This is a genomic window from Agaricicola taiwanensis, from assembly GCF_014635245.1.
GTDB lineage: Bacteria > Pseudomonadota > Alphaproteobacteria > Rhizobiales > Methylopilaceae > Agaricicola > Agaricicola taiwanensis.
The window spans coordinates 1,097,755-1,124,045 of record NZ_BMCP01000001.1; the positions used below are offsets into that span (position 1 = coordinate 1,097,755).

At 63.3% G+C, this 26,291-nt stretch carries 27 protein-coding genes; 19 read left to right on the forward strand and 8 right to left on the reverse strand.

The features are described from left to right. Positions 1 to 69: 69 nt before the first annotated feature. The 7 genes from IEV58_RS05200 to IEV58_RS05230 all read left to right on the forward strand — a co-directional run bounded on the left by IEV58_RS05200 (position 70) and on the right by IEV58_RS05230 (position 6,980). Complete coding sequence (locus IEV58_RS05200) at positions 70 to 729, forward strand: DsbA family protein (protein WP_188408599.1); 660 nt, start codon at positions 70 to 72, stop codon at positions 727 to 729. A 123-nt stretch (positions 730 to 852) separates the two neighbouring features. Continuing rightward, positions 853 to 4,257, forward strand: a complete 3,405-nt coding sequence (locus IEV58_RS05205) for a chromosome segregation SMC family protein (protein ID WP_188408600.1) — start codon at positions 853 to 855, stop codon at positions 4,255 to 4,257. 135 nt (positions 4,258 to 4,392) lie between these two features. Further along, a complete protein-coding gene (locus tag IEV58_RS05210; RefSeq protein WP_188408601.1) occupies positions 4,393 to 4,791 on the forward strand; it encodes an AtpZ/AtpI family protein in 399 nt (132 codons plus the stop codon). A 9-nt stretch (positions 4,792 to 4,800) separates the two neighbouring features. Next, the gene (locus tag IEV58_RS05215; RefSeq protein WP_188408602.1) at positions 4,801 to 5,550 is read left to right on the forward strand and encodes a F0F1 ATP synthase subunit A; all 750 of its coding nucleotides are present in this window, start codon (positions 4,801 to 4,803) and stop codon (positions 5,548 to 5,550) included. Positions 5,551 to 5,600: 50 nt separating this feature from the next. Beyond that, positions 5,601 to 5,828 (forward strand): F0F1 ATP synthase subunit C, encoded by a 228-nt coding sequence (locus IEV58_RS05220; protein ID WP_131003327.1) that lies wholly within the window; start codon positions 5,601 to 5,603, stop codon positions 5,826 to 5,828. Positions 5,829 to 5,877: 49 nt separating this feature from the next. Continuing rightward, a complete protein-coding gene (locus tag IEV58_RS05225) occupies positions 5,878 to 6,483 on the forward strand; it encodes a F0F1 ATP synthase subunit B (protein ID WP_188408603.1) in 606 nt (201 codons plus the stop codon). 11 nt (positions 6,484 to 6,494) lie between these two features. Next, positions 6,495 to 6,980: a F0F1 ATP synthase subunit B family protein gene (locus IEV58_RS05230; RefSeq protein ID WP_188408604.1), complete on the forward strand. Its 486-nt coding sequence runs from the start codon at positions 6,495 to 6,497 to the stop codon at positions 6,978 to 6,980. A 47-nt stretch (positions 6,981 to 7,027) separates the two neighbouring features. Here the strand turns inward: IEV58_RS05230 and rnhB are convergent, their stop codons facing one another. From rnhB to moaB, 4 genes are all read right to left on the reverse strand, one after another. Continuing rightward, positions 7,028 to 7,666, reverse strand: coding sequence for a ribonuclease HII (rnhB, locus tag IEV58_RS05235; protein WP_188408605.1), 639 nt, complete (start codon positions 7,664 to 7,666; stop codon positions 7,028 to 7,030). A gap of 83 nt (positions 7,667 to 7,749) precedes the next feature. Next, positions 7,750 to 8,205: a VOC family protein gene (locus IEV58_RS05240; protein ID WP_188408606.1), complete on the reverse strand. Its 456-nt coding sequence runs from the start codon at positions 8,203 to 8,205 to the stop codon at positions 7,750 to 7,752. A gap of 14 nt (positions 8,206 to 8,219) precedes the next feature. Continuing rightward, positions 8,220 to 9,329 (reverse strand): PA0069 family radical SAM protein, encoded by a 1,110-nt coding sequence (locus tag IEV58_RS05245; protein ID WP_188408607.1) that lies wholly within the window; start codon positions 9,327 to 9,329, stop codon positions 8,220 to 8,222. 122 nt (positions 9,330 to 9,451) lie between these two features. Then, complete coding sequence (gene moaB / locus IEV58_RS05250) at positions 9,452 to 9,991, reverse strand: molybdenum cofactor biosynthesis protein B (RefSeq protein ID WP_188408608.1); 540 nt, start codon at positions 9,989 to 9,991, stop codon at positions 9,452 to 9,454. Positions 9,992 to 10,087: 96 nt separating this feature from the next. Between moaB and IEV58_RS05255 the strand changes: the two genes are divergently transcribed. Next, positions 10,088 to 10,528, forward strand: a complete 441-nt coding sequence (locus IEV58_RS05255) for a Crp/Fnr family transcriptional regulator (protein ID WP_188408609.1) — start codon at positions 10,088 to 10,090, stop codon at positions 10,526 to 10,528. 3 nt (positions 10,529 to 10,531) lie between these two features. Here the strand turns inward: IEV58_RS05255 and ypfJ are convergent, their stop codons facing one another. Further along, on the reverse strand, positions 10,532 to 11,401 hold the full coding sequence (gene ypfJ, locus IEV58_RS05260) for a KPN_02809 family neutral zinc metallopeptidase (protein ID WP_188408610.1): 870 nt from the start codon (positions 11,399 to 11,401) through the stop codon (positions 10,532 to 10,534). Positions 11,402 to 11,501: 100 nt separating this feature from the next. Between ypfJ and IEV58_RS05265 the strand changes: the two genes are divergently transcribed. Together IEV58_RS05265 and IEV58_RS05270 are read left to right on the forward strand one after the other, a co-directional pair. Continuing rightward, positions 11,502 to 12,050 carry a regulatory protein RecX gene (locus IEV58_RS05265; protein ID WP_188408611.1) on the forward strand — a complete coding sequence of 183 codons (549 nt, stop codon included), beginning with the start codon at positions 11,502 to 11,504 and terminating at the stop codon, positions 12,048 to 12,050. A gap of 305 nt (positions 12,051 to 12,355) precedes the next feature. Then, on the forward strand, positions 12,356 to 14,773 hold the full coding sequence (locus IEV58_RS05270) for a membrane-bound PQQ-dependent dehydrogenase, glucose/quinate/shikimate family (RefSeq protein WP_188408612.1): 2,418 nt from the start codon (positions 12,356 to 12,358) through the stop codon (positions 14,771 to 14,773). Positions 14,774 to 14,810: 37 nt separating this feature from the next. On the opposite strand, the gene IEV58_RS05275 is transcribed toward IEV58_RS05270, so the two are convergent. Next, positions 14,811 to 16,091 (reverse strand): nucleotide sugar dehydrogenase, encoded by a 1,281-nt coding sequence (locus IEV58_RS05275; protein WP_188408613.1) that lies wholly within the window; start codon positions 16,089 to 16,091, stop codon positions 14,811 to 14,813. Positions 16,092 to 16,128: 37 nt separating this feature from the next. After that, positions 16,129 to 17,289 (reverse strand): glycosyltransferase family 4 protein, encoded by a 1,161-nt coding sequence (locus tag IEV58_RS05280; protein WP_188408614.1) that lies wholly within the window; start codon positions 17,287 to 17,289, stop codon positions 16,129 to 16,131. Positions 17,290 to 17,372: 83 nt separating this feature from the next. Between IEV58_RS05280 and IEV58_RS05285 the strand changes: the two genes are divergently transcribed. The 9 genes from IEV58_RS05285 (at position 17,373) to IEV58_RS05325 (ending at position 24,597) form a co-directional block, all read left to right on the forward strand. Then, positions 17,373 to 18,029 (forward strand): winged helix-turn-helix transcriptional regulator, encoded by a 657-nt coding sequence (locus tag IEV58_RS05285; protein WP_188408615.1) that lies wholly within the window; start codon positions 17,373 to 17,375, stop codon positions 18,027 to 18,029. Further along, on the forward strand, positions 18,026 to 18,532 hold the full coding sequence (gene nusG, locus IEV58_RS05290; RefSeq protein WP_188408616.1) for a transcription termination/antitermination protein NusG: 507 nt from the start codon (positions 18,026 to 18,028) through the stop codon (positions 18,530 to 18,532). The genes IEV58_RS05285 and nusG overlap by 4 nt, the downstream gene beginning before the upstream one ends. Positions 18,533 to 18,553: 21 nt before the next feature. Next, positions 18,554 to 19,504: a Gfo/Idh/MocA family oxidoreductase gene (locus IEV58_RS05295; protein WP_229729196.1), complete on the forward strand. Its 951-nt coding sequence runs from the start codon at positions 18,554 to 18,556 to the stop codon at positions 19,502 to 19,504. Then, the gene (locus IEV58_RS05300; RefSeq protein WP_188408617.1) at positions 19,501 to 20,094 is read left to right on the forward strand and encodes an acyltransferase; all 594 of its coding nucleotides are present in this window, start codon (positions 19,501 to 19,503) and stop codon (positions 20,092 to 20,094) included. The genes IEV58_RS05295 and IEV58_RS05300 overlap by 4 nt, the downstream gene beginning before the upstream one ends. After that, positions 20,091 to 21,212, forward strand: a complete 1,122-nt coding sequence (locus IEV58_RS05305; protein WP_188408618.1) for a DegT/DnrJ/EryC1/StrS family aminotransferase — start codon at positions 20,091 to 20,093, stop codon at positions 21,210 to 21,212. The genes IEV58_RS05300 and IEV58_RS05305 overlap by 4 nt, the downstream gene beginning before the upstream one ends. Before the next feature lie 13 nt (positions 21,213 to 21,225). Next, positions 21,226 to 22,209, forward strand: coding sequence for a DUF808 domain-containing protein (locus tag IEV58_RS05310; protein ID WP_188408619.1), 984 nt, complete (start codon positions 21,226 to 21,228; stop codon positions 22,207 to 22,209). Positions 22,210 to 22,332: 123 nt separating this feature from the next. Beyond that, complete coding sequence (locus tag IEV58_RS05315; RefSeq protein ID WP_188408620.1) at positions 22,333 to 22,851, forward strand: hypothetical protein; 519 nt, start codon at positions 22,333 to 22,335, stop codon at positions 22,849 to 22,851. A 136-nt stretch (positions 22,852 to 22,987) separates the two neighbouring features. Continuing rightward, positions 22,988 to 23,608 (forward strand): alpha/beta hydrolase, encoded by a 621-nt coding sequence (locus IEV58_RS05320; protein WP_188408621.1) that lies wholly within the window; start codon positions 22,988 to 22,990, stop codon positions 23,606 to 23,608. Between the two features lie 53 nt (positions 23,609 to 23,661). Then, positions 23,662 to 24,597 (forward strand): ring-cleaving dioxygenase, encoded by a 936-nt coding sequence (locus IEV58_RS05325; protein WP_188408622.1) that lies wholly within the window; start codon positions 23,662 to 23,664, stop codon positions 24,595 to 24,597. Positions 24,598 to 24,607: 10 nt separating this feature from the next. Here IEV58_RS05325 and IEV58_RS05330 read toward each other — a convergent pair whose 3' ends face one another. Beyond that, a complete protein-coding gene (locus IEV58_RS05330; RefSeq protein WP_188408623.1) occupies positions 24,608 to 26,116 on the reverse strand; it encodes a helicase HerA domain-containing protein in 1,509 nt (502 codons plus the stop codon). Positions 26,117 to 26,291 lie beyond the last annotated feature (175 nt).

Consider the following 26,291-nt stretch of genomic DNA (forward strand, 5'->3'; position numbering starts at 1 on the left):
ATGATTTCAGGATCGCAAATAGGCTAACGCTAGCCTCGTGCTGAACCTGAGCGACAGAAGGAAGATCCAGTGCGCGCCACCCGCCGTGAATTTTTGAACGCAGCTGCCGGACTGGCGATCGTCGCTGGCCTCGCGCACGTCACGGGTCTGTCCGTGATCAATCCTGCGGCCGCGCAGTCTCCGTCCGTCGAAGACCTGATGGCTGAGGGACCGCTTCCGGACAAGGCGTTGGGCGATGCCAATGCGCCGGTCACGATCGTTGAATATGCCTCGCTCACCTGCTCCCATTGTGGTGACTTCCACGCCACGGTCTATCCGGTGCTCAAGTCGAAATACATCGACACTGGCAAGGTGCGCTTCATCTTCCGAGAGTTCCCGCTCGACAATTTCGCCGCCGCGGGATTCATGCTGGCGCGCTGCGCCGAGGGCGACCAGTACTTCCCCATCGTCGACGCCTTCTTCAACCAGCAGAAGGCCCTGTTCAACGCCTCCGAGCCGTTCGCTTGGCTGACCACCTTTGCCAAGCAGGTGGGCTTCACCCAGGAAAGCCTGGAAGCCTGTCTCGGCAATCAGGAGCTTCTGGACCAGGTGCAGGCCGTGCGCCAGCGGGCATCGGAGAAATATGGGGTCGAATCGACGCCTACCTTCTTCATCAACGGCAAGATCCAGCGTGGCGCCATGAGCATCGAGGAGCTGGAGAAGATCCTTCAGCCGCTTCTCCCCAGCTGAATCGGATCGAAGGCTTGGCATTTCCAGGCTGAAGCCCGATTTTGAGACCGAGACATGCGCCGCGGGTGGCGCATGATCCGGCGCGGGATTGGTGCGCCGCATTAGACTGGGCCTCATCGCCGCATGAAGCTGACACGCCTTCGTCTTCACGGCTTCAAGTCCTTCGTTGATCAGTCCGACTTTCTCATCGAGCCGGGCCTGACGGGCATCGTCGGGCCCAATGGGTGTGGCAAGTCCAATCTGGTCGAAGGGCTGCGCTGGGTCATGGGCGAGAGTTCGCACAAGACGCTCCGCGCCGCTGAGATGGATGACGTCATTTTCGCGGGCTCAAAGGAGCGCCCGGCGCGGAATGTCGCTGAAGTCGGCCTGACCCTTGATAATTCGGCTCATGAGGCGCCGCAGCCCTGGACGGCGGAAGAAACGCTGGAAGTCGCTCGCCGTGTCGAGCGCGGGAAAGGCTCCTCCTATCGGATCAACGGGCGCGAGGTGCGCGCTCGCGACGTGCAGATCCTCTTCGCCGATGCCTCGACCGGAGCGCGCTCGCCCTCGCTTGTGCGCCAGGGCCAGGTGGGCGAAATCATCAACGCGAAGCCGGAAGCCCGCCGCCGCGTATTGGAGGAGGCAGCTGGAATCGCCGGCCTTCATGTGCGCCGTCACGAAGCGGAGCTCAGGCTGCGGTCGGCCGAACAGAATCTCCTGAGGGTGGAAGATGTGGTCGGGCGGCTGACCGTACAGATCGAAAGCCTCAAGCGGCAGGCCCGCCATGCCGGCCGCTATCGCCAGATCTCCGCGGAAATCCGCCGGCTGGAGGCCGTCGTGCTGGAGCGGGCCTATGCGGCCGCCGTGGCAGACGCCGGTGATGCCCGGCGGGCGGTGGAGGAGGCTGAGCGGCTCGTTGCCGAGGAACTCCGACATCAGGGTGAAGCGGCGCGGGCGGAAGGGGTTGCGGCCCATGCGGTTCCACCCTTGCGTGAGACCGCCGCCGGCAGCATCGCCGCGGTTGAACGCATTCGCCACGCCATCAACGATCTCGACCGGGAGGAGAAGCAGGCGGCCAGCCGGCTGGTGGAGGTCGAGCGTCAACTCGGCGCCATCGCCGGGGATATGGCCCGTGGTGAGGCGCTTCTCCAAGACGCCGCCGCCAGCTTGGAACGCCTCGCGGGGGAGGAAGCGGCCCTGGGCGATGACACGGACGGCGCGGCAGCCGAGGCTGTCGCAGAGACGCGCTGGCAGGAGGCCGAACGGGCACGCGTGGCTGCGGAGAAAACCCTGTCCGATCGCGCCTTGGCCGCGGCCGAGCGCCGCGCCGCACAGGACGCGCTGGTGAGGGCAGAGCGTGATGCGACCGATCGGGCGGAACGTCTCACGCTTGAGATCGACAAGAACCGGCGGCTGATGGAAAGCCTGGAGCGCGAGCAGGCGCAGGATCCCATCACGGCATTGGCCGGTGAGGCCGAGCAGGCCGATGCGGCGCTGGCGCAGGCGGAGGCTACGCGGCAGGACGCCGATGCGGAACTCCAGCGCGCGCGGGATGCAGAGCTCGCCGCGGCCGCTCCATTGAAGGAAGCCGAGGCCGAACTGCGGCGCTATGAGGTGGAGCGCGATACGCTGGCGCGTCTGGTCGCGGCCGGTTCGAGCGGCGATGGCGCGCCGCTGCTGAATGAGCTGACCGTCGAACCGGGCTGGGAAACGGCGCTCGGTGCGGCTCTGGCGGAAGCGCTGGATGCGCCGAAGGACCGCTGGCGGGCATTGCCGCCGCTTGCGGCGGTTGAGTTTCCTCAAGGCGCGATACCGATCGCCGGCCGTGTAAAGGCGCCAGCCGAACTTGCCCGTCGTCTCGCCTTCATCGCCGTCGTGCGCCAGGAGGATGGGGCTGGGCTCCAGGACGCGTTGGCGCCGGGACAATCGCTCGTCAGCTTTGAGGGGGACCTCTGGCGCTGGGACGGCTTCACCGCCGCTTCCACCGCACCATCTCGGGCAGCTCTGAAGCTGGCCGAGCGCAACCGCCTCGCAGAGGTTGAGGGCCACGTCCTCAACGCGCGGCAACAGGCGGAGGCCCGGCGTCGGGATGCGGAGAAGGTCCGCCAGGTCCTGAGCGAGGCGCAGGAGAAAGAGAAGCAGGCCGCGCGCCTCGCGCAACTGGCGCGGCAGAGAGCCGATGCGCTCCGCACGCAGCGCGCCGCGGCAGAGCGTTCAGTGGCCGAACGCACGGCAAGCCTTGCCGGTATCGCTGCTACGATTGAGCGCCTGCAGCAGGATCTGGCGGAAGCGGAAAAGCGTCGCGCTGATGTGGCCGAGCGCCGCCGGAAGTTGCCTGAGGCTGAAGCGAGCGAGGTGGAGGGTGCTCGCCAGGAGGCGGAGAAGGCCCGTTCCCTTGCGGCGGATCTCAACGCGGCGCGACAATCCATCGCCCGCGAGCGGACACAAAGACAGGCGCGGCGCGCCAGCATCACGGCCGAGCGCCGCGCCTGGCAAGCCCGGCAGGCTGATGCCACAGCCCATCTTGACACCCTTGCCGCACGCAAGGCGGAACATGACACGGAGCGCACGCGCCTGGTGTCACTGCCTGATGATCTTGGAGCGCGCCGCCGGGCGCTTCTCGCGACATTTGATACGGCGGAACAGGAAGCGCGGGAGGCCAGCGACCGCCTGAGCCGGGCCGAAGCCCTGCGGATCGAGGCGGAGCGGGTCGCACGGGCAGCCCTGTCGTCACTCTCGCAGGCGCGTGAAGCGCTGGCGCGAGCTGAAGCCCGCCATGATGCCATGAAGGTACGGGTCGGGGAGGCGGAGGCAAGGCTTCGCGAAACGCTGGGCCGAGGTCCCGCGGGGGTGCCCGAGAGCGAAACCGCCCTTGATGATCTCATGGCCGAGCTCGACAGCCTGAAGCGCGACAGGGAACGTCTCGGTGCTGTGAATCTGCGGGCCGAGGACGAGCTTGTCGAGGTCCAGATGACCTATGATTCGCTGTCCCATGAGCGCGACGATCTCAATGAGGCGATCCGTCAGCTGCGGCAGGCGATCCAGACGCTGAATCGTGAAGGCCGGGAACGGCTTGATGCCGCCTTCACTGAGGTCAACGCCCATTTCGAGCGGCTCTTCGTGACCCTCTTCGGTGGCGGTGAGGCGCATCTCACCCTCGTGGAATCCGACGACCCGCTTCAGGCGGGGCTGGAGATCATGGCGCGGCCCCCAGGCAAGAAGTCGCAGACCCTGTCGCTGCTCTCGGGCGGGGAGCAGACGCTGACCGCTCTCGCCTTGATTTTCGCAATTTTCCTGACCAACCCTGCGCCGATCTGCGTGCTCGATGAGGTCGACGCACCGCTCGACGACGCCAATGTGGAAAGATTCTGTCACCTTCTGAAGGTGATGAGCCATGATACCGCGACGCGTTTTATGATTGTGACGCACAACCCCGTCACCATGAGCCATATGGCCCGGCTGTTCGGTGTCACCATGGCGGAACGGGGCGTGAGCCAATTAGTTTCAGTCGATCTTGAGGCCGCCGAGCAACTGCGTGAGGCCGTTTAAGGCCGGGTCGCGCGATTCGTTCAAAAATGAGCGGGTTAATATCTGGTAAGGCCGCCTTGACTCAGATTCTTGCCATCACTATGGTGCCGCCGAATTTGAAGGGTATGCAGCCTGTGTTTGGAGCGTCAGCTGGCCATGTCCAACGGTGACCGCGACGAGACCCAGGCATCCTCGAATTCAGGTTCGGGCGATCTTTCCGAGAGGCTCAGAAGCATCGACGCAGCGCTTGATCGTGCGCGCTCGAAGCAGAAGGTCGAGACTTCGAAGAACGACCGCCGGGCGACCGACAATCGCGGTTTTGCGGTGGCGCTGAGGCTGTCCTCGGAGTTCATCGCGGGAGTGGTTGCCGGCGGCGGCCTCGGGTGGATGATCGACTATTGGTTCGAGACATCGCCCTGGGGGCTGATTGTGTGTGTACTTCTCGGCTTCGTGGCCGGTGTGCTGAACGTCATGCGCGCCGCCGGGCTGGCTGGACAGGGGCTTGGGGGGACGGCATCTCCGGATGGCGGATCCAAGAGCAGCAAGGACGAGTGAAGAGGCCATATGGCGGATCCGATACATCAGTTTGAGATCAAGAATCTCGTCCCGCTGGGCGAAATCGGTGGCGTTCCCATTGCGTTCACCAATTCAGCCGCTTTCATGGTCGCGACCGTTGCGACGGTCTTCCTCTTCCTCGTGCTCACCACACAGGGCCGCACCCTGATCCCGGGGCGCTGGCAGTCGCTTGCCGAGCTCTCCTACGAATTCGTCGCCTTGACCGTACGACAATCCGCCGGCAATGACGGCATGCGGTTTTTCCCGCTGATCTTCTCGCTGTTCATGTTCGTCCTGGTGGCGAATCTCTTCGGCATGCTCCCTTATGCCTTCACCGTGACGAGCCACATCATCGTCACCTTCGGCCTGGCGGCGATCGTTATCCTCACCGTGATCGTCTATGGCTTCTGGAAAAACGGACTGAAGTTCCTCAAGCTCTTCGTACCGCATGGCATTCCCGGCGTGCTGCTGCCGCTGGTGATCGCCATCGAAGTGATCTCCTTCCTGTCGCGCCCGATCAGCCTCTCCGTTCGTCTCTTCGCCAATATGCTGGCCGGCCACATCACGCTGAAGGTCTTCGCGGGCTTCGTGGCGGGGCTGGGCAGCATGGGTGCCCTCGGAGCTGCCGGTGCGGTTTTGCCTTTTGCTCTCGTGGTCGCGCTCACTGGCTTTGAAATCTTCGTCGCCTTCATCCAGGCCTATGTGTTCACGCTGTTGACCTGCCTTTACCTCAACGACGCGATCCATCCCGGCCACTGAGCAATTCAACGTCAACCTCTTCACTAAAAATCCTACAGGAGTAATCAATCATGGAAGCTGAAGCCGCAAAGTTCCTTGGTGCAGGTCTTGCCACTCTCGGCATGGGCGGCGCCGCAATCGGCGTTGCCAACATCTTCTCCAGCTACCTCGCTGGCGCACTGCGCAACCCCTCGGCTGCCGATGGCCAGTTCGCCCGTCTGATCTTCGGCTTCGCGGTGACGGAAGCTCTGGGCATCTTCTCGCTGCTCGTCGCGCTTCTCCTCCTGTTCGCCGTCTGATCTGGATCGGCGCCTCGGCGCCGGCCCTTCTTGAACCGGTTTGGGATCCATGTCCGACGTCAAAACCCAGGCGATCATTCTTGCTCAAGGCGACCCGGCTGTGCCTCCCATCGCAGCCGAGGAGCGGGCGGCAACGTCTGAGCTCCAGGATAGCGCCCACGGCGGATCCTTCCCGCCGTTCGAAAGCGAAACCTTCGCCTCCCAGATTCTGTGGCTCGCGCTGACCTTCGGCGCGCTCTACTTCCTGATGGCGAAAGTGGCTCTGCCACGTGTCGGCTCCATCCTCGAGGTTCGCCGCGACCGCATCGCGTCCGACCTCGCCGAAGCGCAGAAGCTTCAGGATGAGACACAGGAAGCCATCGCTGCCTACGAGCAGGCCCTGGCGCAAGCACGCGCCAAGGCTCAGGCCATCGCCGCCGAGAACCATGCCAAGACCGCAGCCGCGGCCGAGGCGTCGCGCAAGGAGATCGAGGCAGCTCTGGACGAAAAGCTAAAGGTGGCCGAAGCCCGCATCACCGAAACGAAGCAGGCGGCGCTCGGTAATGTCCGCAGCATCGCCATCGATGCCGCGGGCGCTATCGTTGCTCAGCTGACCGGCACGACGCCGACGGCTGATGAGGTTGCGGGTGCGGTTGATGCCGCGCTGGCCCGCTGAGGAGACTTGTAATGGCGAACACTCCTGAGCTTTGGGTTGCCATCGGCTTCATCGTCTTTGTCGCTGTTCTGTTGGGCCTCGGCGTCCACAAGAAGGTGGCGTCGATGCTGGACACACGCGCCGAGCGCATCGCGCAGGAGCTGGAAGAAGCCAAGCGACTGCGCGAGGACGCGCACAAGCTACTGGCCGAATACCAGCGCAAGCGCCGCCAGGCCGAAGAGGAGGCCGAGGCCATCGTCACCGCGGCCAAGGTCGAGGCTGAACGGCTGGCCAAGGAGGCCAAGGCGAAGGCTGAGGAATATGTTGCTCGTCGCACCAAGAGTGCGGAAGAGAAAATCTCCCAGGCAGAGGCCCAGGCGGTGGCGGAAGTGAAGGCTGCGGCCGCGGACGCGGCTGTCGCCGCCGCCGGACGTATCTTCACCGGCTCGGTGAAGGGCAAGGTCGCAAGCGATCTTCTGGATAACGGCATTGCCGAGGTCAGAGCCAAGCTGAACTGAAGCCTGCCTCAAACGCCAATAAGAGCCGCGCACCAGCGCGGCTTTTTTTATGCGAGCTGATCTTCCGCGGGAGAGATTTCGGCCACCATCAGAAGCTCTCTCACCGGCGCGAACGACCGCCGGTGATGCACTGTGACGCCGACGAGGGTGAGGGCCTGACGATGCTCCGGGGTGGAATAGCCGACGTGGCGTTCGAAACCATAGGCCGGGTGATGAATGCCGAGCCGCGCCATCAGTCGGTCGCGTGTGACCTTGGCGATGATCGAAGCAGCGGCGATCGAGGCCACCGTCGCATCCCCGCCAATGATGGCCTGTGCAGGGCAGGGTAGATAGGGGGGGATGTCCCGGCCGTCCACCAGAACCAGCGCCGGGCGCAGCGCCAGCCCCAACACGGCGCGCCTCATGGCGTCGAGCGTGGCCCCGCGAATGTTGAGGCGGTCGATGGTTTCGGGCTTTGCCATGGCGACGCTGACGCACGCCGTGGCCATGATTTCCGTATAGAGCTCTTCGCGCCGCTCGCGCGTCAAAACCTTGGAATCGGCAAGCCCGTTCGGCACCTGATCCGGATCAAGAATGACCGCAGCCGTGACCACCGGACCTGCAAGAGGTCCGCGCCCTACCTCATCAAGACCGGCGACATGGCCGGAGGCGCCGACGAGATCATCGGGAAAGAGCGGTAAGGTCATCGGTGACGAGAATCGCCAAAACGAAACATGTCACCTTGTTAGCCTCTTCCAGCTTCCACATCCATGGGGCCAAACGACTCAAATCAACCGGCCGGAAGCCGCATGGCACCATCCGGGCTTACCTCCCAATGTGGATTGAAGGCGATCTCCCAAGGGTGCCCGTCGGGATCTGCCACATAGCAGGAATAGCCGCCCCAGAAGACCTTCTGCGGCGCCTTGAGGGGCTTGCCGCCGACGCTGACCATCAGCTCGAAAAGCCGGTCCACCTCCTCTTCGGAGCGCGTATTGTACGCGATGGTAATGCCGCCGAAGGGCGTCGGCGGGCTTGCGTCAAGACCGGCGTCTTCCGCAAGAGCCGTGCGCGAGAAGAGGCCGAGCACGATGCCTCGCAGAGGGATGAATACGACGGAATCCGTGCTCGATGATTTCGAGCGCTCAAATCCCATGCGTTCGTAAAACTGGGCCGAAGCCTCGACATCCCTGACACCAAGCGTGATCAGGCTGATGCGGGGTTCAAATGTCTCTTTTGTCCTGCTCATCTCACGTTCTGCCATCAGAAGAGATTAAGTTGCTGCCCGGGCCGGGAAGGCCTCAGAAACAGATCGGTCCTCAGCTTCGCGCCGCGTCCTTCAAAGCCAAGCCGGCGCGTCGCGATTTCAAACCGGCGGCCGATCGTCCAGGCGTAGACCCCGTCACCGGTCTGCCGTTTGCCCCAGGTGGAGTCATAAAGCTTGCCGCCATGCATCTGCCGGATGGTGTTCATCACACGATGAAAGCGGTCAGGCCGATGTTCCAGAAGCCACTCCTGGAAGAGGTCTTTGATCTCATGCGGCAGCCGCAGCAGTACATAGCCCGCCGAACGGGCGCCGGCGGCATGAGCGGCATCGAGGATGCGCTCGATCTCGTCCTCATTGAGCGTCGGGATGATGGGCGCGACCAGCACTGTCGTCGGGATGCCCGCTTCCGACAGCTTGCGGATCGTTTCGATCCGCTTCTGCGGCGTCGTTGCACGCGGCTCCAGCTTCCGTGCGAAATCGGCATCCAGCGTGGTCACCGACATGGCGACCCGGGCAAGTCCCTTCTCCGCCATGGGAGCGAGAAGATCGATGTCGCGCTGGACAAGAGATGATTTGGTGACGACACCGACCGGGTGCTGCGTGTCTGCCAAAACCTCCAGCACATTGCGGGTGATGCGCAGCTCCCGTTCGATCGGTTGATAGGGATCGGTGTTGGCGCCGAGCGCGATCGTCTTTGGCGTGTAGTTCTCCCGGGCCAACTCCTGCCGCAGCACATGTGCCGCATTGGTCTTGGCCGTCAGCTTGCTTTCAAAATCAAGGCCGGGAGACAGGCCAAGATAGGCGTGGGATGGCCGCGCAAAACAATAAACGCACCCGTGCTCACATCCGCGGTACGGATTGATGGAGCGGTCGAACCCGATATCGGGAGAATCGTTGCGCGTGATGATGTGGCGTGCGGTTTCATAGCGGATCTCCGTCTCGAACTTCGGCAGATCTCCGAGACTTTCCCAGCCGTCATCGACAAGATCCCGCGTCTGGGACTCAAAACGGCCCACGGCATTGGTCAGCGCTCCTCGGCCTCGCCGCCGGGGAGGTGCGATGTCCTTGATGGAAGTACCGAGAGGGTCGGGCTGAAGCTGATCCATGACTCGAATATAAGACGGCGGACGGAACAAAACAAGAACAAAGCAGTATGTCCTATAGAACCAACGCCCGGAGGCTGAAGAGGTTCATCGACGTTTCGTTGCAGAATCAGGGAGAGGAAGGTTCAGCCTCTGCGGCGCATGCCTTCATCGAGCCGCGGAGCGATTTCGACGAAGTTGCACGGCCTGTGACGATGATCGAGTTGAGCTGCGAGAATACCGTCCCAGGCATCACGGCACGCACCGGGGGAGCCGGGCAGAATGAAGATGAAGGTGCCGCCGGCGACGCCGCCTGTTGCTCGCGATTGGATCGTTGAGGTGCCGATTTTATCAAAGGAAAGCTGCTGGAACAGGCTGGCAAAGCCATCCATCCGCTTTTCCAGGAGCGGCTCGATGGCCTCCGGCGTGACGTCACGCCCCGTAAATCCCGTGCCCCCGGTGGTCACGATGACGTCCACCTCGGGCCTCGCGATCCAGCCGAACACGCATCGGCGGATCTCCGCCACGCTGTCCGCCACGATGCGCCGATCCGCCAGCTCATGGCCTGCAAGCGTAAGCCGTTCGGCGAGAATGCTGCCGGACCGATCATCCTCCAGGCTTCGGGTGTCGGAAACTGTCAGCACTGCGATACGCAGGGGGATGAAATCCTTCGTGTCCTGCGTCATCTATCCCTCTCCACCCCGGCCATTCCGGCTCGCCCGTGCTTGCGATACCCGATCATAGAGGCCATGTTCTCCTCCACGTAAGCGTAGCGGTGATAGATGACCCCTGAACGTCTGGCTCTCATACCATTTTTCGCTCAACTCAAGGCCTCGACACGCAGCGCGATCCTGCAGGGCGGCACCCTCAAGGATTTCGCCGCCGGGGACACGATCCTCGCCCGGAGCGAGGTGACGGCGCACTTCATCTTTCTCGTCGAAGGACAATGGACCTCGCGACGTTTCGTGACCGGCACCGCGGAACCTTTGATCTGGACCGAATCGACGGCGGGCACCTGGCTCTCGGGCATCACCGCCCTGGATACCATCGCGCCGGCCGATGTCTTCGCCGACAAACCGACCACCATGATATTCGTTCCGCGCGACACGCTGCTCAGCCTCGTGCAGGAAGACCCGGCCCTGGCGCGGGCCATCCTCAAGGACATCCATCTGTGGTCTGAACGGCTCGATGTGCACGCAACCTTGACCGCGGCGCGCAGCTGACCCTCAGGAAGGATTGGCCGAAAACGTATCGCAGGATCTGAGCGACCCGGACTGAAGGCCGGTCCGGAACCACTGTACCCGCTGCGCCGATGAGCCGTGGGTGAAGCTGTCGGGAACCACCATGCCCTGCGATTGACGCTGCAGCTTGTCGTCGCCGATGGCGGAAGCCGCATTGAGTGCGGCCTCCACGTCCCCTTCCTCCAGGATCTTGAAGCGCTGTTCGGCGTGATGGGCCCAGACGCCGGCAAAGCAGTCCGCCTGCAGTTCGACGCGCACGGAAAGAGCATTGGCCTGTGCCTGCGGCAGGCTTTGCCGCTGCGCGTTCACGCGCGGCAGGATGCCGATGAGGTTCTGCACATGATGACCGATCTCATGAGCGATCACATAGGCATTGGCAAATTCGCCCGGCGCGCGGAAGCGTTGTGCGAGCTCCTGGAAGAAGGAGGTGTCGAGATAGATCCGCTGGTCGCCCGGACAGTAAAAAGGCCCCATGGCCGACTGCCCGAGGCCGCAGGCGGATTGGGTGGCGCCGCTGAAGACCACAAGACGTGGTTCGCGATATTCGCCGCCGCTTTCGGAAAAGATCTGTCCCCAGATGTCTTCGCTGCTGCCAAGGACGGCTGAGATGAACTGACCTGTCTCGTCATCAGGCGCGCCCTCGCGGCCCGGGGCCTGCTGTTCGTAGCCGGAACCGCCGCCTTGGAGCATTTCGGCGCCGCCGATCAATATGCGCGGATCGATGCCAAGCGCGTAGCCAACGATTCCCAGCACGAGAATGGTGCCGATACCAAGCCCCCCGCCACGGCCACCGGGCATACGCATGCCGCGCCGATCTTCGACATTGCTGCTGCGTCTCAAGTCACCCCAGCGCATGGTGGTCTCCCTCAGCATAAGCCTTCTATGATCTTAGCCCGACTGAAGCTTTCGCGATACGGTTTGTAAACTGGGTACAGCCCTGTGGTAGGGGAAGGAGATGAAAGAGCCCAAACCACTTTCACCCGAACGCCGGGAAGTCTGGCTGCGCAATTCCGCGCTTCATTTCCTCGCCCAGCGCATCTCCAGCGAAGAAAACCTCCGGCGTGTCCTGACCCGCCGCGCGCAGCGCCGCATCGCGGGTGCGGAGGAAGCGGATATCCGCGCGATGGTGGACAAGGTGGTCGCCTTCTGCCGCGAGCAGCGGCTGATCGATGACGTTGCCTATGCCGAAACGAAAGCGGCCGTCGCGGCGAGGAGGGGCCAATCCCGCCGTAACCTGTCGCGGATGCTGCAGGTCAAGGGTGTCGCCGAATCCATCGTGACCGATGCCGCCTCGGTGATTGATGACGCGCTGTCCGCCGTCCGCTTCGCCAAGCGCCGCCGGCTCGGTCCCTGGCGTCTTCGGTCCGCGGAAGATGCCGTCATGAAGGATGTCGCCGCCTTCGCTCGCGGCGGCTTTTCATCGGATCTCGCCTTTCGAACGGCTCGTATGTCCATCGAAGAAGCAGAAGCGATCCTGTACGGTGAGGCCTTACCGGAGGAGTAACGATATCACCATTGCTTCACCGAAAGAGCTTTACCTCATCTCCTGTCGCCTTATCTATTGGTCAGCCCACCGTCGGACGAACCCCATGCCCTTCTGCATGCGGATCCACATCATCATGTCACCGCGAGGATATGGACCATTGTCCCTGTCCCAAGACGGCACGCCTCGGCAGAGGATGCACGTGGATCCGCTCGCCTCGGTTGCCTTCAGTGGCTGCGGCACCCCCGTGGGGCGCCGGTTGAATCGATCATTTCTCTCACTGCAGTGAAGTTCCGGGAAATGATCCTTGTGAAGGAGAAACGGAAATGGCCGCTGTGATAACAGGCCTCGTCGTCGCCCTTTTGGGGGCAGTTATTCTGGCCGGTGGCATCTGGCTCGCCGTGGTGGGGGGAAGCCTCTTTTACATCCTGATGGGAGCGGGTTTGCTGCTCTCAGCCTATCTCCTGCTGCGCCGCCGCCAGTCGGCCCTCGCGGTCTATGCGGGTCTGCTCGTCGTCACCTTCATCTGGACGCTATGGGAGGTCGGCTTCGACAAATGGCAGTGGATTCCGCGCGGCGCGCTGATCACCTTCATCGGCCTCTGGATGGCGCTGCCCTTCGTCGTCCGTAACCTGCGGAACGCCGATATCGAGCGCGGCAGGAACCCCTCCAGCAGCCCGGCACTGCTCCGCGCGACGGTGGCGGTCATCGCGGTGCTGGCGGTTGGCGCCTGGTTCCATGACCCGGTTATTGTCGAGGGTGAGCTGCCCGCCCAGACGGCGGGGGCACCCGCGACGGCGCCCGGAGGCGAGGCTTTTCCCGCAGAGGAATGGACCGCCTACGGCGGCACCAACGCCGGCCAGCGCTATTCCTCACTGTCCGACATCAAGGTCGACAACGTCAAAAACCTGAAGGTCGCCTGGGAGCATCACACTGGCGATCTCAAGGGCCCGGATGACGCCTCCGAATACACGTTCGAAGCGACGCCCCTGAAGGTCAACGACACGCTTTACTATTGCACACCGCACAACATCGTCGAAGCTCTCGACCCGGTGACGGGTGAGCTCAAATGGAAGTTCGATCCTGGTTTGAAACCCAATGCGATCTACCAGCATCAGACCTGCCGTGGCGTGTCCTATTTCGATGAGGCTTTGGCCAACAGCGCGCCCGCGGTTCCCGCTGGTGCGCTAGCGCCGGCTCCTGCTCCGGCGGCCGATGACTGCGCCCGCCGCATCATCGCCACGACCGTCGATGCCCGGATGGTCGCGATCAGCGCCGACACCGGCCAGCTCTGCCAGGGCTTTGGCCAGGGCGGCTATGTGAACCTTCTGGAGAATATGCCGGAGGTTCGCGAGGCGACCTATATGCAGACCTCCGCGCCTCTGGTCGCCCGCAGCGGGTTGATCATTCTGGGAGGCTCCGTCGCCGACAACTATTATGAGAACAACACCTCCGGCGTGATCCGTGCCTTCGATGCCCGGACCGGCGCCATCGTCTGGAAGTTCGACGCTCAGAAACCCAATGAGACAGCGCCTTTAGCGCCGGGTCAGACCTATGAGGCCAACTCTCCGGTGGCCTGGACCACCTTCAGTGCCGATGAGGATCTGGGGCTCGTCTACATTCCCTTCGGCAACAAGGCACCCGACCAGTTCGGCCGGAACCGCACCGAGCAGGATGAGCAGTTCGTGGACGCGCTTGTTGCGCTCGACATCGCGACGGGGCAGCTGCGCTGGAAGTTCCAGTCGTCCTACCATGATCTCTGGGACCGGGATAATCCGTCACAGCCGACGCTGATCGACCTGCCGATGAACGGTCAGACCATTCCCGCCGTGATCCTGCCCACCAAGGGCGGCAATCTCTTCGTCCTCAATCGCCAGGACGGGAAGCCGGTGCTTCCGGTCAGCGAGATGCAGGTCTCGACCGAGACGGATGTTCCCAACGAAAAGCCGTCGCCGGTGCAGCCGGTTTCCTCACTGAACTTCACGCCGCCCCCGCTCACCGAAAGCGACATGTGGGGCGTGACGCCCGTCGACCAGTTGCTCTGCCGCGTCGAATTCAACAAGCGCCGCTACGACGGCAATCCCTTCACGCCGCCCACCATAGGTGGCTCGCTGGTCTATCCCGGCAACATCGGCGTCTTCAACTGGGGCAGCGTGGCGGTCGACCCGGTCAACAAGTGGCTGATCGCGACGCCGATCCGCCTGTCGCACCTCTATGACGTGCTGCCGCGGCCTGAGGGCGATACCGACGACCGCTTGCTGACGGAGGAGGGCACGCGGCCTCTCAACGAGAACCTCGGCGGACCCTATGCCGTGGGCATTTCCCAGTTCCGCTCAGGGATCGGCCTGCCCTGCCAGACGCCGCCGTGGGGCCTCATGGCCGGCGTCGATCTGACGACGGGCAAGACAGCCTGGATGCGCCGCAACGGAACGGTGCGGGACCAGAAGATCATGGGCTTCACCTGGCCGATTCCCTTCCCCATGGGCATCATCGCTCACGGCGGCACGCTGACCACGGCGGGCGGTGTGTCCTTCACGGCCGCGACGCTCGACAATTACCTGCGTGCCTACGACATGAGAACCGGCGAAAAACTGTGGGAGGCGCGCCTTCCCGCGGGCGGGCAGGCAACGCCGATGACCTACCGCGGCAGCGACGGCAAGCAATATGTGGTGCTCGCCGCAGGCGGCCATGGCTCGATCGGTACGACGCCGGGCGACAGCGTGATCGCCTACACTCTGGAGTGACACCGCTCGGCGAGGCGCCGCGAACAGCGGCGTCTCGTTATAGACGCCAGAGATCGATACCCTGGGGCATCTCCGCACGCGGCAGCCGCGCCTTGATGTCGAGAACCGGCCCGCTTCCACCCTTTAGAAGCGAGGTCACCAGCGGCCAACCCTGTCCGGCATAGGCGCGATGCGGTACGGCCAGGATGACAGCGGACGCATCCTTCAGATCATCGATCGAATAGAGGGTGAGGCCATATTCATGGCGGACCTCTTCGGGGTCTGCCATGGGATCGGCCACGCGCGTCTCGATGCCGAAGGCTTCCAGCTCCCGCACGATATCGATGACCCGGGTGTTGCGGATGTCGGGAACGTCTTCCTTGAAGGTGAGGCCGAGCACCGCGACATGCGTTCCGCCACCCCGCTTGAGCAGAAGCTGGACACAGGCCCGCGCCACCCGCTCGCCGACGCCGTCGTTGATGCGGCGGCCGGCAAGGATGACTTCCGGATGATAGCCGGCTTTTTCGGCGCGGTGCGTGAGGTAATAGGGATCAACCCCGATGCAGTGGCCGCCGACGAGGCCGGGCGTGAAGGGAAGGAAGTTCCACTTCGTGGCGGCGGCTGTGAGCACGTCATGGGTATCGATGCCGAGCTTCTCGCAGATCGCGGAAAGCTCATTCATCAGCGCGATGTTGAGATCCCGCTGCGTGTTCTCGATCACCTTGGCCGCCTCGGCAGCCCGTATCGACGGCGCGACATGGATGCCGGCGGTGACCACCGAGCCGTAGACCGCCGCGATCACATCGCGGGTCGCGGCGTCCTGCCCCGCGACCACCTTGGTGATGGTTTCGAAGCGATGCGCCTTGTCTCCCGGGTTGATGCGCTCAGGCGAATAGCCAACGGTGAAGTCGCGACCACAGGTGAGCCCCGATGCGTCCTCCAGCACCGGCACGCAATCCTCTTCCGTGGCGCCGGGATAGACGGTGGATTCATAGACGACGATATCGCCCTTCTTGAGCTGCCGCCCCACCGTGCGCGATGCCGCCCGAACGATGGAAAGATCGGGCCGGCGGGCCTCGTCGATCGGCGTCGGCACCGTCACGATGAAGAAGTTGGCGTGTGCCAGATCCGCTTCATCGGACGTAAAGGTCAGGGAAGGGTGCGAAAGATCGGAATGATCCACTTCGCGGGTTCGATCCACGCCAGCCTGAAGCTCCCCGATCCTGCCCGGGTCGATGTCGAAGCCGATGACCTGATTGCCCGCCCGGCCAAAGGCCACGGCCACCGGAAGGCCGACGTAACCGAGACCAATGACGGCAAGAGTGCGGGAATGGGACAAGGGGCGCCTTGCGGATCAGATAAGGACGGGTAGCTGTCTAGGCGTTCATCCAGCGGCTTACAAGGGTGGCGCGCTGATAGAGTGCGACCGTCGCGGCCCCAATCCGTTCGGAGGAGAAATTCTCCTCCACGAGCCGGCGCCCGCCCATGCCGAGAGCTGCCCTCAGGCCCTTGTCGCCGCACAGGCGGGCGAGGGCATCGGCCAGCGCCTGTGGGTCATCCATCGGCACCAGAAGGGCATTGACGCCGGGCCGGGCCACCTCGCGGCAGCCGGGCACATCGGTCGCGACGATCGGACGGCCGCAGGCAGCTGCTTCCAACAGGCTTTTGGGCATGCCTTCCCGGCGCGAGGGCAGCACGGCGATGTGGCAGCCCGCCCAGAACTTTCCGATATCGGCCACGTGGCCGCACAGGGTGACGCCGCGCTCCTTGCTCCAGGAATTGAGCTCCGACTGGGAAATCGAGGTCGGATTGGCCGGATCAGGGGTTCCCGCGAGGTGCAGCTCCGGCTCGAGACCATGCGTGCGCAGCAGCAAGTGCGCCTTGATCAGCGTCCGCACGCCCTTGTCCTCGAGCAGGCGGCCTACGAAACCTATGCGGATGGGCGGCTCCGGCTCTGGCTTGGGCCGTAGAACTTCGACGTCCACGCCGGACCCGGGAATGAGTTCGATGCGGCTGACGGAAACGTCCATGTCCTGCAAGGCCGTGTAATCATCGGGGTTCTGGACGATGTTGACCGTCTTCTGCCGGTTGAGAAGAAACCCGAGGGCGAGGCGCACCGGCACCTTCAGCAGTCGCGCCAAAGGGCGCTTGGAGGTGAAGACGAAGCCGAAGCCCGCGAGGCTGTTGACGCAGGTCGGCTCCGGTATCAGCCCGATGCTGGCGAGGCCGCCGATCACCGTCGGCTTCAGCGCCACATGATGAATGATCTGCGGCTTGAGCTGACCATAGAGCCGCCGCAGCGCCAGGACATTCTGCCCCAGCGCCAGCGGTGAAAGCGATGCACGTTGCCAGACGAGAGGGTGAAGCGTGAATCCTTCGGCCTCGATGGCGGTGCCATGGTCGATCACGCGGGCGGCCACATGCACATCCCATCCCGCATCGCGTGCGGCGCGTGCCATCGGCAACCGATGGGACATGAAGTACCAGTCCTCGGTCACGACATAGAGCAGGACGCGTCCCGCGCCGGATCCCATCATCCCATGCAACAGAAAGTCTCCCAAAGCTTGACGTTCACGCGATGAACGCTGTAGCTGCTAGATGGCACCGGACAAGAGACACGATGCAATCCAAACGCGCTATCCCCGGAGACGATGAAGCGGCGCTTATACTCGGTCTTCTCGAGGCCGTGGAGCGCGATGACGCGGTGACGCAGCGCTCCCTTGCCCAGGAGCTGGACGTCGCGCTGGGATTGGTCAATGCCTACCTCAAGCGCTGTGTGAAGAAGGGGCTCATCAAGGTGCAGCAGGTGCCGAAACGGCGCTTTGCCTATTACCTGACCCCTCAGGGTTTCGCCGAAAAGTCGCGGCTGACGGCCTCCTATCTGTCCTATTCCTTTGATTTCTTCCGGAAGGCCCGGCGGGATTGCGAGGCCGTCTTGCACGAAGCCGCAAATCACGGCTGGACCAGCATCGCTGCGGTTGGCTCGTCGGACCTGGCGGAAATCACGGTGATCTGCGCTGTCGAGAAGGGAGTGAAAATCACCGCTGTCGTTGATCCGCAGGCGAAGAAGGAGCGTCTTCTGGGGGTGCCCGTGGTTCGGGAGCTCTCCGCTGCGCCGCATCTCATTCATGCTGCCATATTGACCGATTTTCTGAACCCTCAGGAAAGCTATAACAAGGCTGTTGAAGAGGTCGGCGTCGAGCGGGTGCTGGTGCCGCAGCTCCTTGAAAGAGCCATCGCGCGCGTTCTACCGGAAGGAAGAAAGGGCGTGGCATGACAGCAAGCTGGTATGTGGTGCAAACGCGCCCCAACTCCGAGGAACTTGCAGCGTCGCATCTGAAACGCCAGGGGTTCACGCCCTACCTGCCGCGTTATCAGAAGAAGCGCCGCCATGCGCGCCGCATCGACCTGGTTCCACGGCCGCTGTTCCCAAGCTATCTCTTCGTCGCTTTCGACACCGAAGCTGATCGATGGCGGGCGGTGCATTCCACGGTGGGTGTGGCGAGGCTGGTATGTCACGGCGATCGTCCCGCGCCGGTGCCCTCCGGCGTGGTGGAAGGGCTGTTGAAGCGGCAGAACGAGGAGGGTTTCATCGCCCTCCTGGCGCGGCCGACGTTCACGCCGGGTCAGCCCGTCCGTCTCACGGATGGCGCTTTCGCCGAACAGATCGGGCTCTATGAAGGCATGAGCGATCGCGACCGTGTGACGGTGCTGCTCGATCTTCTCGGCCGCAAGGTTCGAGTGACGGCGGATTCCGATACCATCGAAGCTGCAGGATGATCTGAAAATGATAGGCCGGCCATGAGCACAATCCCATCCTTTGCATTGATCGGTGCCGGCGGTTACATCGCGCCGCGTCACATGAAGGCCATCAAGGCTGTCGGCGGAAATATGCGCGTCGCCTTTGATCCCAATGATTCCGTCGGGATCATCGACAGCTATTTTCCGGACGCACATTTCTTCACCGAGTTCGAACGCTTCGACCGCCACATCGATAAACTGCGCCGGCGAGGCGACGGCATTGAATATATGAGCATCTGCTCGCCCAACTATCTGCACGACGCTCATGCCCGCTTTGCGCTTCGCTCCGGCGCGGATGTGATCTGCGAAAAGCCGCTGGTGCTGAACCCCTGGAACATCGACGGGTTGGCGGAAGTGGAGGCGGGCAGCGGACATCGCATAAACACCATCCTGCAACTGCGCCTGCATCCTGCGATCCTGGCGCTGCGGGAGAAAGTCCAGGCCGAGCCGGACCGCATCCACGATGTGGACCTCAGCTACATCACATCGCGGGGGCGCTGGTATCACATTTCCTGGAAGGGTGATGACGGGAAATCAGGAGGTGTCGCCACCAACATCGGCGTGCACTTCTTCGACATGCTGGGCTTCATCTTCGGCAAGGTCACCCGCAACACCCTTCATTTGCGCTCCGCCGAACGGATGGCGGGCTATCTGGAACTGGAGCGTGCGCGGGTCCGCTGGTTCCTGTCTGTGGATCGCCACGATCTTCCACAGGGCCTTCCGGAAGCACAGAGCACCTTCCGTTCCATCACCGTCGACGGCGAAGAGATCGAATTTTCCGGCGGCTTCACCGATCTTCATACGCTGAGCTATCAGTCGATCCTGAAGGGGGAGGGCTTCGGTCTCGACGAGGTGCGCCCCTCCATCGAGATTGTCTCAGCCCTTCGTACCATGGATGTGAAGCCTGACATGGATGAGCGCCACCCCATGGCCGGGCGGCATGCTGCATGAACCCGGAGCTGCGCGAGGACCCTCGGTTTCCGGGCGCACTTATTCATGAGAGCGCCTATGTCGATGATCCCGTCACCATTGGTGCAGGGACACGGATCTGGCACTTCAGTCACATCCTTGGGCACGTCAGCATCGGCGAGCGTTGTTCCATCGGCCAGAACGTGATGATCGGGCCGCGCGTGCGGATAGGGAACGGCTGCAAGATCCAGAACAATGTCTCGCTTTATGAAGGGGTGGAATTGGAGGACGATGTCTTTTGCGGCCCCAGCGCCGTCTTCACGAATGTGCTAAACCCTCGCGCAGCCGTGGAACGCAAGACCGAATTCCGAAAGAGCCTGCTCCGCCGCGGCGTGACGATCGGCGCCAATGCCACCATCGTCTGCGGCCACGAGATCGGCGCCTATGCCTTCATCGCCGCGGGGGCGGTGGTAACCGGAGATGTGCCACCACATGCTCTCATGGCCGGGGTTCCGGCGCGCCGCATCGGCTGGATGAGCCGCGCAGGCGAAAAACTGGGCGCTGATCTAACCTGCCCGCGCGATGGCTCCCGCTACCGTGAGACGGCCCATGGGTTGGAGATCGCCGCATGACCATGGCCTTCATTGATCTCGGCGCGCAGCAGGCACGTCTTCGGCCGGCGCTCGATGTAGCGATCGCGCGCGTGCTCGATCACGGTGCCTTCATCATGGGTCCTGAAGTTGCGGCCCTGGAGGGGCAGCTGTGTGCGGCCTCGGGCGCGAGTTCGGCCATTTCCTGCGCCAACGGGACGGATGCGCTGGGCATGGTCTTGATGGCCTGGGGCATAGGTGCTGGCGATGCCGTTTTCGTCCCCGCCTTCACCTTCGTCGCGACGGCAGAGGTTGTGGCCTGGGTCGGAGCAACGCCGATTTTCGTGGATGTGGATGAAGACAGCTTCACCCTCGACCCCGACAGCCTCAAAGCAGCCGTTGCTGAGGCGCAGAACCTGGGGCTGCGTCCGAAGGCTGTCATTCCAGTCGATCTTTATGGTCTTCCCGCCGACTATGCCGCGATCGATGCGATCGCCCGCGAAAACGAGATGAAAGTGCTTGCCGACGCGGCCCAGTCCTATGGAGCGGCGCGCGAGGGGCAAAAGGTCGGAACCTTCGGGGATGCGACGGGGCTTAGTTTTTTTCCCTCAAAACCCCTCGGCTGTTACGGCGATGGCGGCGCCATCCTCACATCCGATGCCGAACTGGCGGCAACGTTGAAATCCATTCGGGTGCACGGGCAGGGAACGCATAAATACGATAATGTCCGCATCGGGTTGAACGCACGGCTCGACACCCTGCAGGCAGCCGTACTGCTGGAAAAGATGAAGATTTTCGATGAGGAGATCATCGCCCGCAACCGTGTCGCCAAGCGCTACTCCGAACTGCTTGATGGACATGTGGCAGTGCCGCCCGTTCCGGAGGGGGTAACCTCGGTGTGGGCGCAATATACCGTCCGCGTTCCCCGCCGCGACCAGGTTCAAGCGGCATGCAAGGCGGCAGGTATTCCGACGATGGTCTACTATCCCATTCCCCTCAATCAGCAGACCGGCTACCGGCACTATCCCGTCGCGCCTGGCGGTGTTCCCAACAGTGAGCGTCTCGCCGCAGACGTTCTGAGCCTTCCCATGCATCCCTACCTCGACGACGACGCCATAGGCCGGGTGTCGGAGGTTCTCATCAGCGCCTGCAACACCTGACGGAGACATCCCCATGAGCGTCGGACTGCTCGCCCTTCTGGACGACGTCGCGGCCTTGGCCAAGGTTGCGGCGGCCTCACTCGATGATGTCGCTGGCCAGGCTGCCAAGGCCGGTGCCAAGGCTGCCGGCGTGGTCATTGACGATGCGGCGGTAACGCCTCGCTATCTCGTGGGTTTCGCCGCGGAGCGTGAGCTGCCGATCGTGTGGCGGATCGCACTCGGTTCACTCAAGAACAAGCTGCTTTTCCTTTTGCCGGGCGCGCTGGCGCTGAGCTTTTTTGCTCCCTGGGCCATCACGCCACTTCTCGCCTTGGGTGGCGCGTATCTCTGCTATGAGGGGACGGAAAAGGTCTACGAGGCGCTTTTTCCGCATAAGGCGCATGAGCACGAGGCCGAGATCGGCACCGTTGCCCTCAATCCGCAGACGGTCGAGGATCAGCGCATCGCCAGCGCGATCAAGACCGATTTTATCCTCTCCGCTGAAATCATGGCCATTACACTGGCGGCCGTGCCGGAGGGAGGATTCTGGACACAGGCCACGGTGCTCGCGCTGGTGGGCCTCTGCATCACCATCGCGGTCTATGGAGCGGTGGCCGCGATCGTCAAAGCCGATGATGCCGGCGTCGCTCTGGCGCGCAATCCTTCACAGACGGGCTTTGGTGCGCTGGTGCGGCAGCTTGGCCGGGCGCTCGTTCTGGGAATGCCCATCGTCCTGAAGGTTCTCGCGGTGGTCGGAACTGCGGCCATGATCTGGGTGGGCGGAGGCATCATCGTCCACACGCTTGAAGTCTATGGAATGGCGGGCATCGCCCATGCCATCCACGATGCCTCGGCGGCGACCGCCAGCGCTGCCCCCATAATGGGCGGCTTCTTCGGTTGGTTGGTGTCCGCCGCCGGATCGGGAATTGTCGGGCTTTTGGTCGGGGCTCTATTGATCCCCATCACGGGCTACTTGCTGGCTCCCGGTTGGAAGCAGTTAAAGTCTCTGCGTGCGTGATCGCAGGCGAGGTCTTCCGCCATTCGCTATTGCGACAATGACATGACGTTTCGATGAAACTTCCGAGCTCTCAGCCGCGTTGCCATCAAGAACAAGTAATAACTCCGGCCAGAGGAGATCGGCATGCAGACGCATTCCCTTTTTGCTGTCTTCGCGGCTGCCGCTGTGTCCGTGGCGGCGATTCCGTTAAAAGCGGCCGAAGAAGACTATATCAATCGCTTCGATGGCTCTTGGTCCGGTTCCGGCAGCGCGAAACGTCCGCAGGACGACAGCCCCTGGAACATTCGTTGCAGTATGAGCGGCAACAGCGCGCAGCGAAGCATCACGATCGATGGTTCCTGCCGCGCCGCGGTTATTGTCAGCAGGCCATTTGCCGCGAACATCCGCTATAACCCACGCACCAAACTCTATACCGGCACCTACACCGGGGCGCGTGTGGGACCGGCAAAGGTCAGCGGCAGGCGGCGCGGTGATGCCGTTGTGATGACGGTGACATGGCCACGGCCGCTCCATGGCGACCGAAAAGCCACTCTGACCATCAGGAACAGCGGTAACGGTCAGATGGCCATTACACTCATGGACAATCTGCGGCCCGGCGGCCCCGTTGAGAAAACAACCGACGTGCGGCTGCGCCGGGGCTAGCTGCAGCGGCCTCGGTGCAGATCCGCCACGCCGTCATTGCGCTCATGCAATGGCGGTGCGGTAGTATTCATCTCCCCGTCCCCTATCTGTGGCTGAACCCATCACAAAGGCGGGCTTTCGCCCCCGGAGATGAACCATGGCCGTCCAGTCTCTCTTGTCTTTCACCCATCGTTTCGAACCTGCAACCGATGCGACGAGGCCGCCGGTGCTGCTCCTTCACGGCACGGGCGGTGATGAAAACGACCTGGTCGATCTCGGTCGCTTCGTAGCACCAGGATCGGCCCTTCTCTCGCCTCGCGGCAAGGTGCTTGAAAACGGAATGCCGCGCTTCTTCAGGCGTCTGGCAGAAGGCGTTTTCGACGAAGAGGACCTTCGCCATCGCACCCATCAGCTCGCGGACTTCATCAATGAGGCGCGCGAAGCCTACGAACTTGCCCCTCCCGTTGCGCTCGGGTTCTCCAATGGCGCCAATATAGCAGCCGCTCTGCTGTTGCTGCGGTCGGACGTCTTGGCCGGAGCAGTGCTGTTCAGGGCCATGTCGCCCTTCGCCGAACCGCCCCAGACGGATCTTTCGGCTAAGCCGGTGTTCCTGTCATCGGGAGCCTTGGACCCGCTTATTCCGGCGGCGGATGCCTCTCTCCTTGCCGCCAGTCTCAGCGAGCGCGGCGCGCAGGTTCGCCATCAGGTGGTCCCAACCGGGCATAATCTCAGCCAGCCGGACGTAGACATGGCCAAGGCCTGGCTTGCCGATCTTTGAACACTCAACCCCCACATCGGAGGGCGCCTGCCTTCCTGATCGGGAGACATGACATGCAGCTCATTGGAATTCATCATCTGACCGCCGTCACGGCGGACGCGCCCGGCAACCACGCGTTCTACACCAAGGTCCTCGGCCTTCGCCTGGTCAAGAAGACCGTGAACCAGGACGACGTCAGCGCCTATCATCTGTTCTACGCCGACGGTCTGGCATCACCCGGTTCGGACATCACCTTCTTTGATTGGCCAGTGGAACGCGAGAGCCGCGGCACGCGGTCGATTTCCCGCACGGCACTGCGCGTCGCGGGCGAGGGTACACTGGCCTATTGGGAGAAACGCCTTACCGAGGCTGGTGTCCGTCACCACGGCATAACCGAGCGGGACGGGCGTACCGTGCTGGACTTCGAGGATTTCGAAGGCCAGCGCCTGACGCTGGTCGACGGCGGCGACGGCGAGGCGCATCCCTGGCACGGCAGTCCGGTGCCGGCCGATCGTCAGATCCGGGGTCTCGGGCCGATCACCATCAGCGTGCCTGACCTCGGGCCGACGGAAACGGTCCTGACGCGGGTCATGAACATGCGGCGGGTGCGCAGCTATGCTCAGGAAGGTGCCGAGGTGGTCGTCTACGAGATGGGATCGGGCGGTGCCGCGGCAGAGCTCCATGTGGCCGTTGAACCCGATCTGCCCCAGGCGCAGCAAGGGGCGGGCGGGGTGCACCATGTCGCCTTCCGTATCCCGGACGCCGACTATGAAGCCTGGACGGACCGCTTGCGCAGCATCCGCCTGCCCAGCAGTGGCCCGGTTGACCGCTTCTATTTCCGGAGCCTCTACTTCAGGGAGCCGAACGGCATTCTTTTTGAAATCGCGACCGACGGCCCGGGCTTTGCCAGCGATTCCGAGACGATGGAAACACTGGGTGAGACCCTGGCGCTGCCGCCCTTCCTGGAGCACCGCCGCGCCGAGATCGAGGCGGGCCTGAAGCCGCTCTGACGGAAGCTGGCTAAGCTGACTTCATTCCAGCGGCGCGGCCAAGACCGGGCCGCTGGGCATAGCCAGGCGCGGTCTCCACCCCCAGGCTTGGAAGCGCGAGAACGCGCTGTCCGCGAAAATCCGTGTGGCACACCAGAACGCCACGCTCCTCGATATAATCGAGAAGCCGCCGCACGCGACTGGGTGACTGTGTGCCATAGACCTCGGCCAACTCCGCGTCCGAAGGGCAGGGCGCGCCTGCGATGGCCGTACGGGCAATGAACAGGAACAGTCCCTGGAGGTCCTCGGGCAATGCGGCGGAGGAGGCCACCGCATTGTCCCAGACGTCACTCGCCAGGATATCCTCGGTCGCACCAGCTCGGGCAACGGCGAGACGGCGCCTGAAGTCATCGGGGCTGATCTCGCCGCGTCCCATGCGGCGCATCCGGCAGCGCACGGTGAAGTCCTGATAGAGCACGGCGTTGGGCCGTGCGCGGGACTCCGGATCGGCGAGCAACTCCTGCAGGATCTCGGCCATGGCGGCTTCGCGCTCCTCCGGCGACAACGGCACTTCGGGTTCCACATCCGCCATGGGCGCGGGGGTATAAGCTTCAAGCTGCCGGAAGACCTCGCCTGCCGCAGCCCGTGGCCGGGCGGCACGCGGTGCCGTCACCAGCGCGGGTTCATTTTCGCCCGGCGTAAAGATGAGCTTGCTTGCATCCTCCGGAAGTTGCTCCGGCAGCGGCAGAAGCTTGGGCGCCCCGCCGCGATCGGACGAGGAGACCGATCCGATGACAATGCGCAAGGGGCGCTTCGACAATGCCGGTCCGAGGCCAACGAACTGCCCACGCTCCAGATCCCGGAACATTTCGGCCTGGCGCCTGTCCATGCCGAGAAGGTCTGCGGCGCGCGCCATGTCGATGTCGAGGAAGGTGCGGCCCATCAGGAAGTTGGAGGCTTCCGCCGCCACATTCTTGGCCAGCTTCGCCAACCGCTGGGTCGCGATGACACCGGCAAGGCCGCGTTTGCGGCCGCGGCACATCAGGTTTGTCATCGCCCCCAGCGACAGGCGCCGCGCTTCCTCCGAGGCCTCGCCCGCCATGACGGGAGCGAAAAGCTGCGCCTCATCGACCACCACCAGCATGGGATACCAGAGGCTGCGATCGACATCGAACAACCCGCCGAGAAAGGCGGCGGTGGCGCGCAGCTGCTCGTCCTGATCAAGCTCTTCCAGGTTCAGCACCACCGAAACCCGGTGTTGGCGCACGCGCAGCGCGATTCTCTGGAGGTCCGCCTCACCGCAGGTCGCGTCGATCACCACATGGCCGAACTGATCCGCCAGGCTGACGAAGTCACCTTCCGGATCAATCACCGCCTGCTGTACAAGGGGCGCGCTCTGCTCCAGCAGGCGCCGCAGAAGGTGGGACTTCCCGGAACCGGAGTTTCCCTGAACCAGCAACCGGGTGGCCAGCAGCTCGGCAAGATCCATGAAGGCCGACGGGCCGCCTGGGGTCTGCCCCATGTCGATTCCCGTGGTCATGAAGTTGGTCCGCGTCGGCACATGGCGCGGCTTTTACCATGGCGGCACACCTGCCGCTCCGCCCCTGTGCCCTCAGTCCACAGCTATCCTGGCCCTGGCGGCCACTTCGCCGGTGGCAAAATCGTCAAAGCCAAGCCATAACAGCAAGCGATATTCAGCCTCGGTTCCTCATCGG

Coding starts and splice junctions, on each gene's coding strand:
- IEV58_RS05245 (WP_188408607.1), bottom strand. CDS start 9,329: ATGGATCAGCTTCAGCCCGACCCTCTCGGTACTTCCATCAAGGACATC.
- IEV58_RS05310 (WP_188408619.1), top strand. CDS start 21,226: ATGAGCGTCGGACTGCTCGCCCTTCTGGACGACGTCGCGGCCTTGGCC.
- IEV58_RS05210 (WP_188408601.1), top strand. CDS start 4,393: ATGTCCAACGGTGACCGCGACGAGACCCAGGCATCCTCGAATTCAGGT.
- rnhB (WP_188408605.1), bottom strand. CDS start 7,666: ATGACCTTACCGCTCTTTCCCGATGATCTCGTCGGCGCCTCCGGCCAT.
- IEV58_RS05285 (WP_188408615.1), top strand. CDS start 17,373: ATGCAATCCAAACGCGCTATCCCCGGAGACGATGAAGCGGCGCTTATA.
- IEV58_RS05255 (WP_188408609.1), top strand. CDS start 10,088: ATGACCCCTGAACGTCTGGCTCTCATACCATTTTTCGCTCAACTCAAG.
- IEV58_RS05220 (WP_131003327.1), top strand. CDS start 5,601: ATGGAAGCTGAAGCCGCAAAGTTCCTTGGTGCAGGTCTTGCCACTCTC.
- IEV58_RS05300 (WP_188408617.1), top strand. CDS start 19,501: ATGAACCCGGAGCTGCGCGAGGACCCTCGGTTTCCGGGCGCACTTATT.
- IEV58_RS05240 (WP_188408606.1), bottom strand. CDS start 8,205: ATGAGCAGGACAAAAGAGACATTTGAACCCCGCATCAGCCTGATCACG.
- IEV58_RS05330 (WP_188408623.1), bottom strand. CDS start 26,116: ATGACCACGGGAATCGACATGGGGCAGACCCCAGGCGGCCCGTCGGCC.
- IEV58_RS05215 (WP_188408602.1), top strand. CDS start 4,801: ATGGCGGATCCGATACATCAGTTTGAGATCAAGAATCTCGTCCCGCTG.
- moaB (WP_188408608.1), bottom strand. CDS start 9,991: ATGACGCAGGACACGAAGGATTTCATCCCCCTGCGTATCGCAGTGCTG.
- IEV58_RS05265 (WP_188408611.1), top strand. CDS start 11,502: ATGAAAGAGCCCAAACCACTTTCACCCGAACGCCGGGAAGTCTGGCTG.
- IEV58_RS05270 (WP_188408612.1), top strand. CDS start 12,356: ATGGCCGCTGTGATAACAGGCCTCGTCGTCGCCCTTTTGGGGGCAGTT.
- IEV58_RS05205 (WP_188408600.1), top strand. CDS start 853: ATGAAGCTGACACGCCTTCGTCTTCACGGCTTCAAGTCCTTCGTTGAT.
- IEV58_RS05305 (WP_188408618.1), top strand. CDS start 20,091: ATGACCATGGCCTTCATTGATCTCGGCGCGCAGCAGGCACGTCTTCGG.
- IEV58_RS05320 (WP_188408621.1), top strand. CDS start 22,988: ATGGCCGTCCAGTCTCTCTTGTCTTTCACCCATCGTTTCGAACCTGCA.
- IEV58_RS05315 (WP_188408620.1), top strand. CDS start 22,333: ATGCAGACGCATTCCCTTTTTGCTGTCTTCGCGGCTGCCGCTGTGTCC.
- nusG (WP_188408616.1), top strand. CDS start 18,026: ATGACAGCAAGCTGGTATGTGGTGCAAACGCGCCCCAACTCCGAGGAA.
- IEV58_RS05230 (WP_188408604.1), top strand. CDS start 6,495: ATGGCGAACACTCCTGAGCTTTGGGTTGCCATCGGCTTCATCGTCTTT.
- IEV58_RS05280 (WP_188408614.1), bottom strand. CDS start 17,289: ATGATGGGATCCGGCGCGGGACGCGTCCTGCTCTATGTCGTGACCGAG.
- ypfJ (WP_188408610.1), bottom strand. CDS start 11,401: ATGCGCTGGGGTGACTTGAGACGCAGCAGCAATGTCGAAGATCGGCGC.
- IEV58_RS05295 (WP_229729196.1), top strand. CDS start 18,554: ATGAGCACAATCCCATCCTTTGCATTGATCGGTGCCGGCGGTTACATC.
- IEV58_RS05225 (WP_188408603.1), top strand. CDS start 5,878: ATGTCCGACGTCAAAACCCAGGCGATCATTCTTGCTCAAGGCGACCCG.
- IEV58_RS05325 (WP_188408622.1), top strand. CDS start 23,662: ATGCAGCTCATTGGAATTCATCATCTGACCGCCGTCACGGCGGACGCG.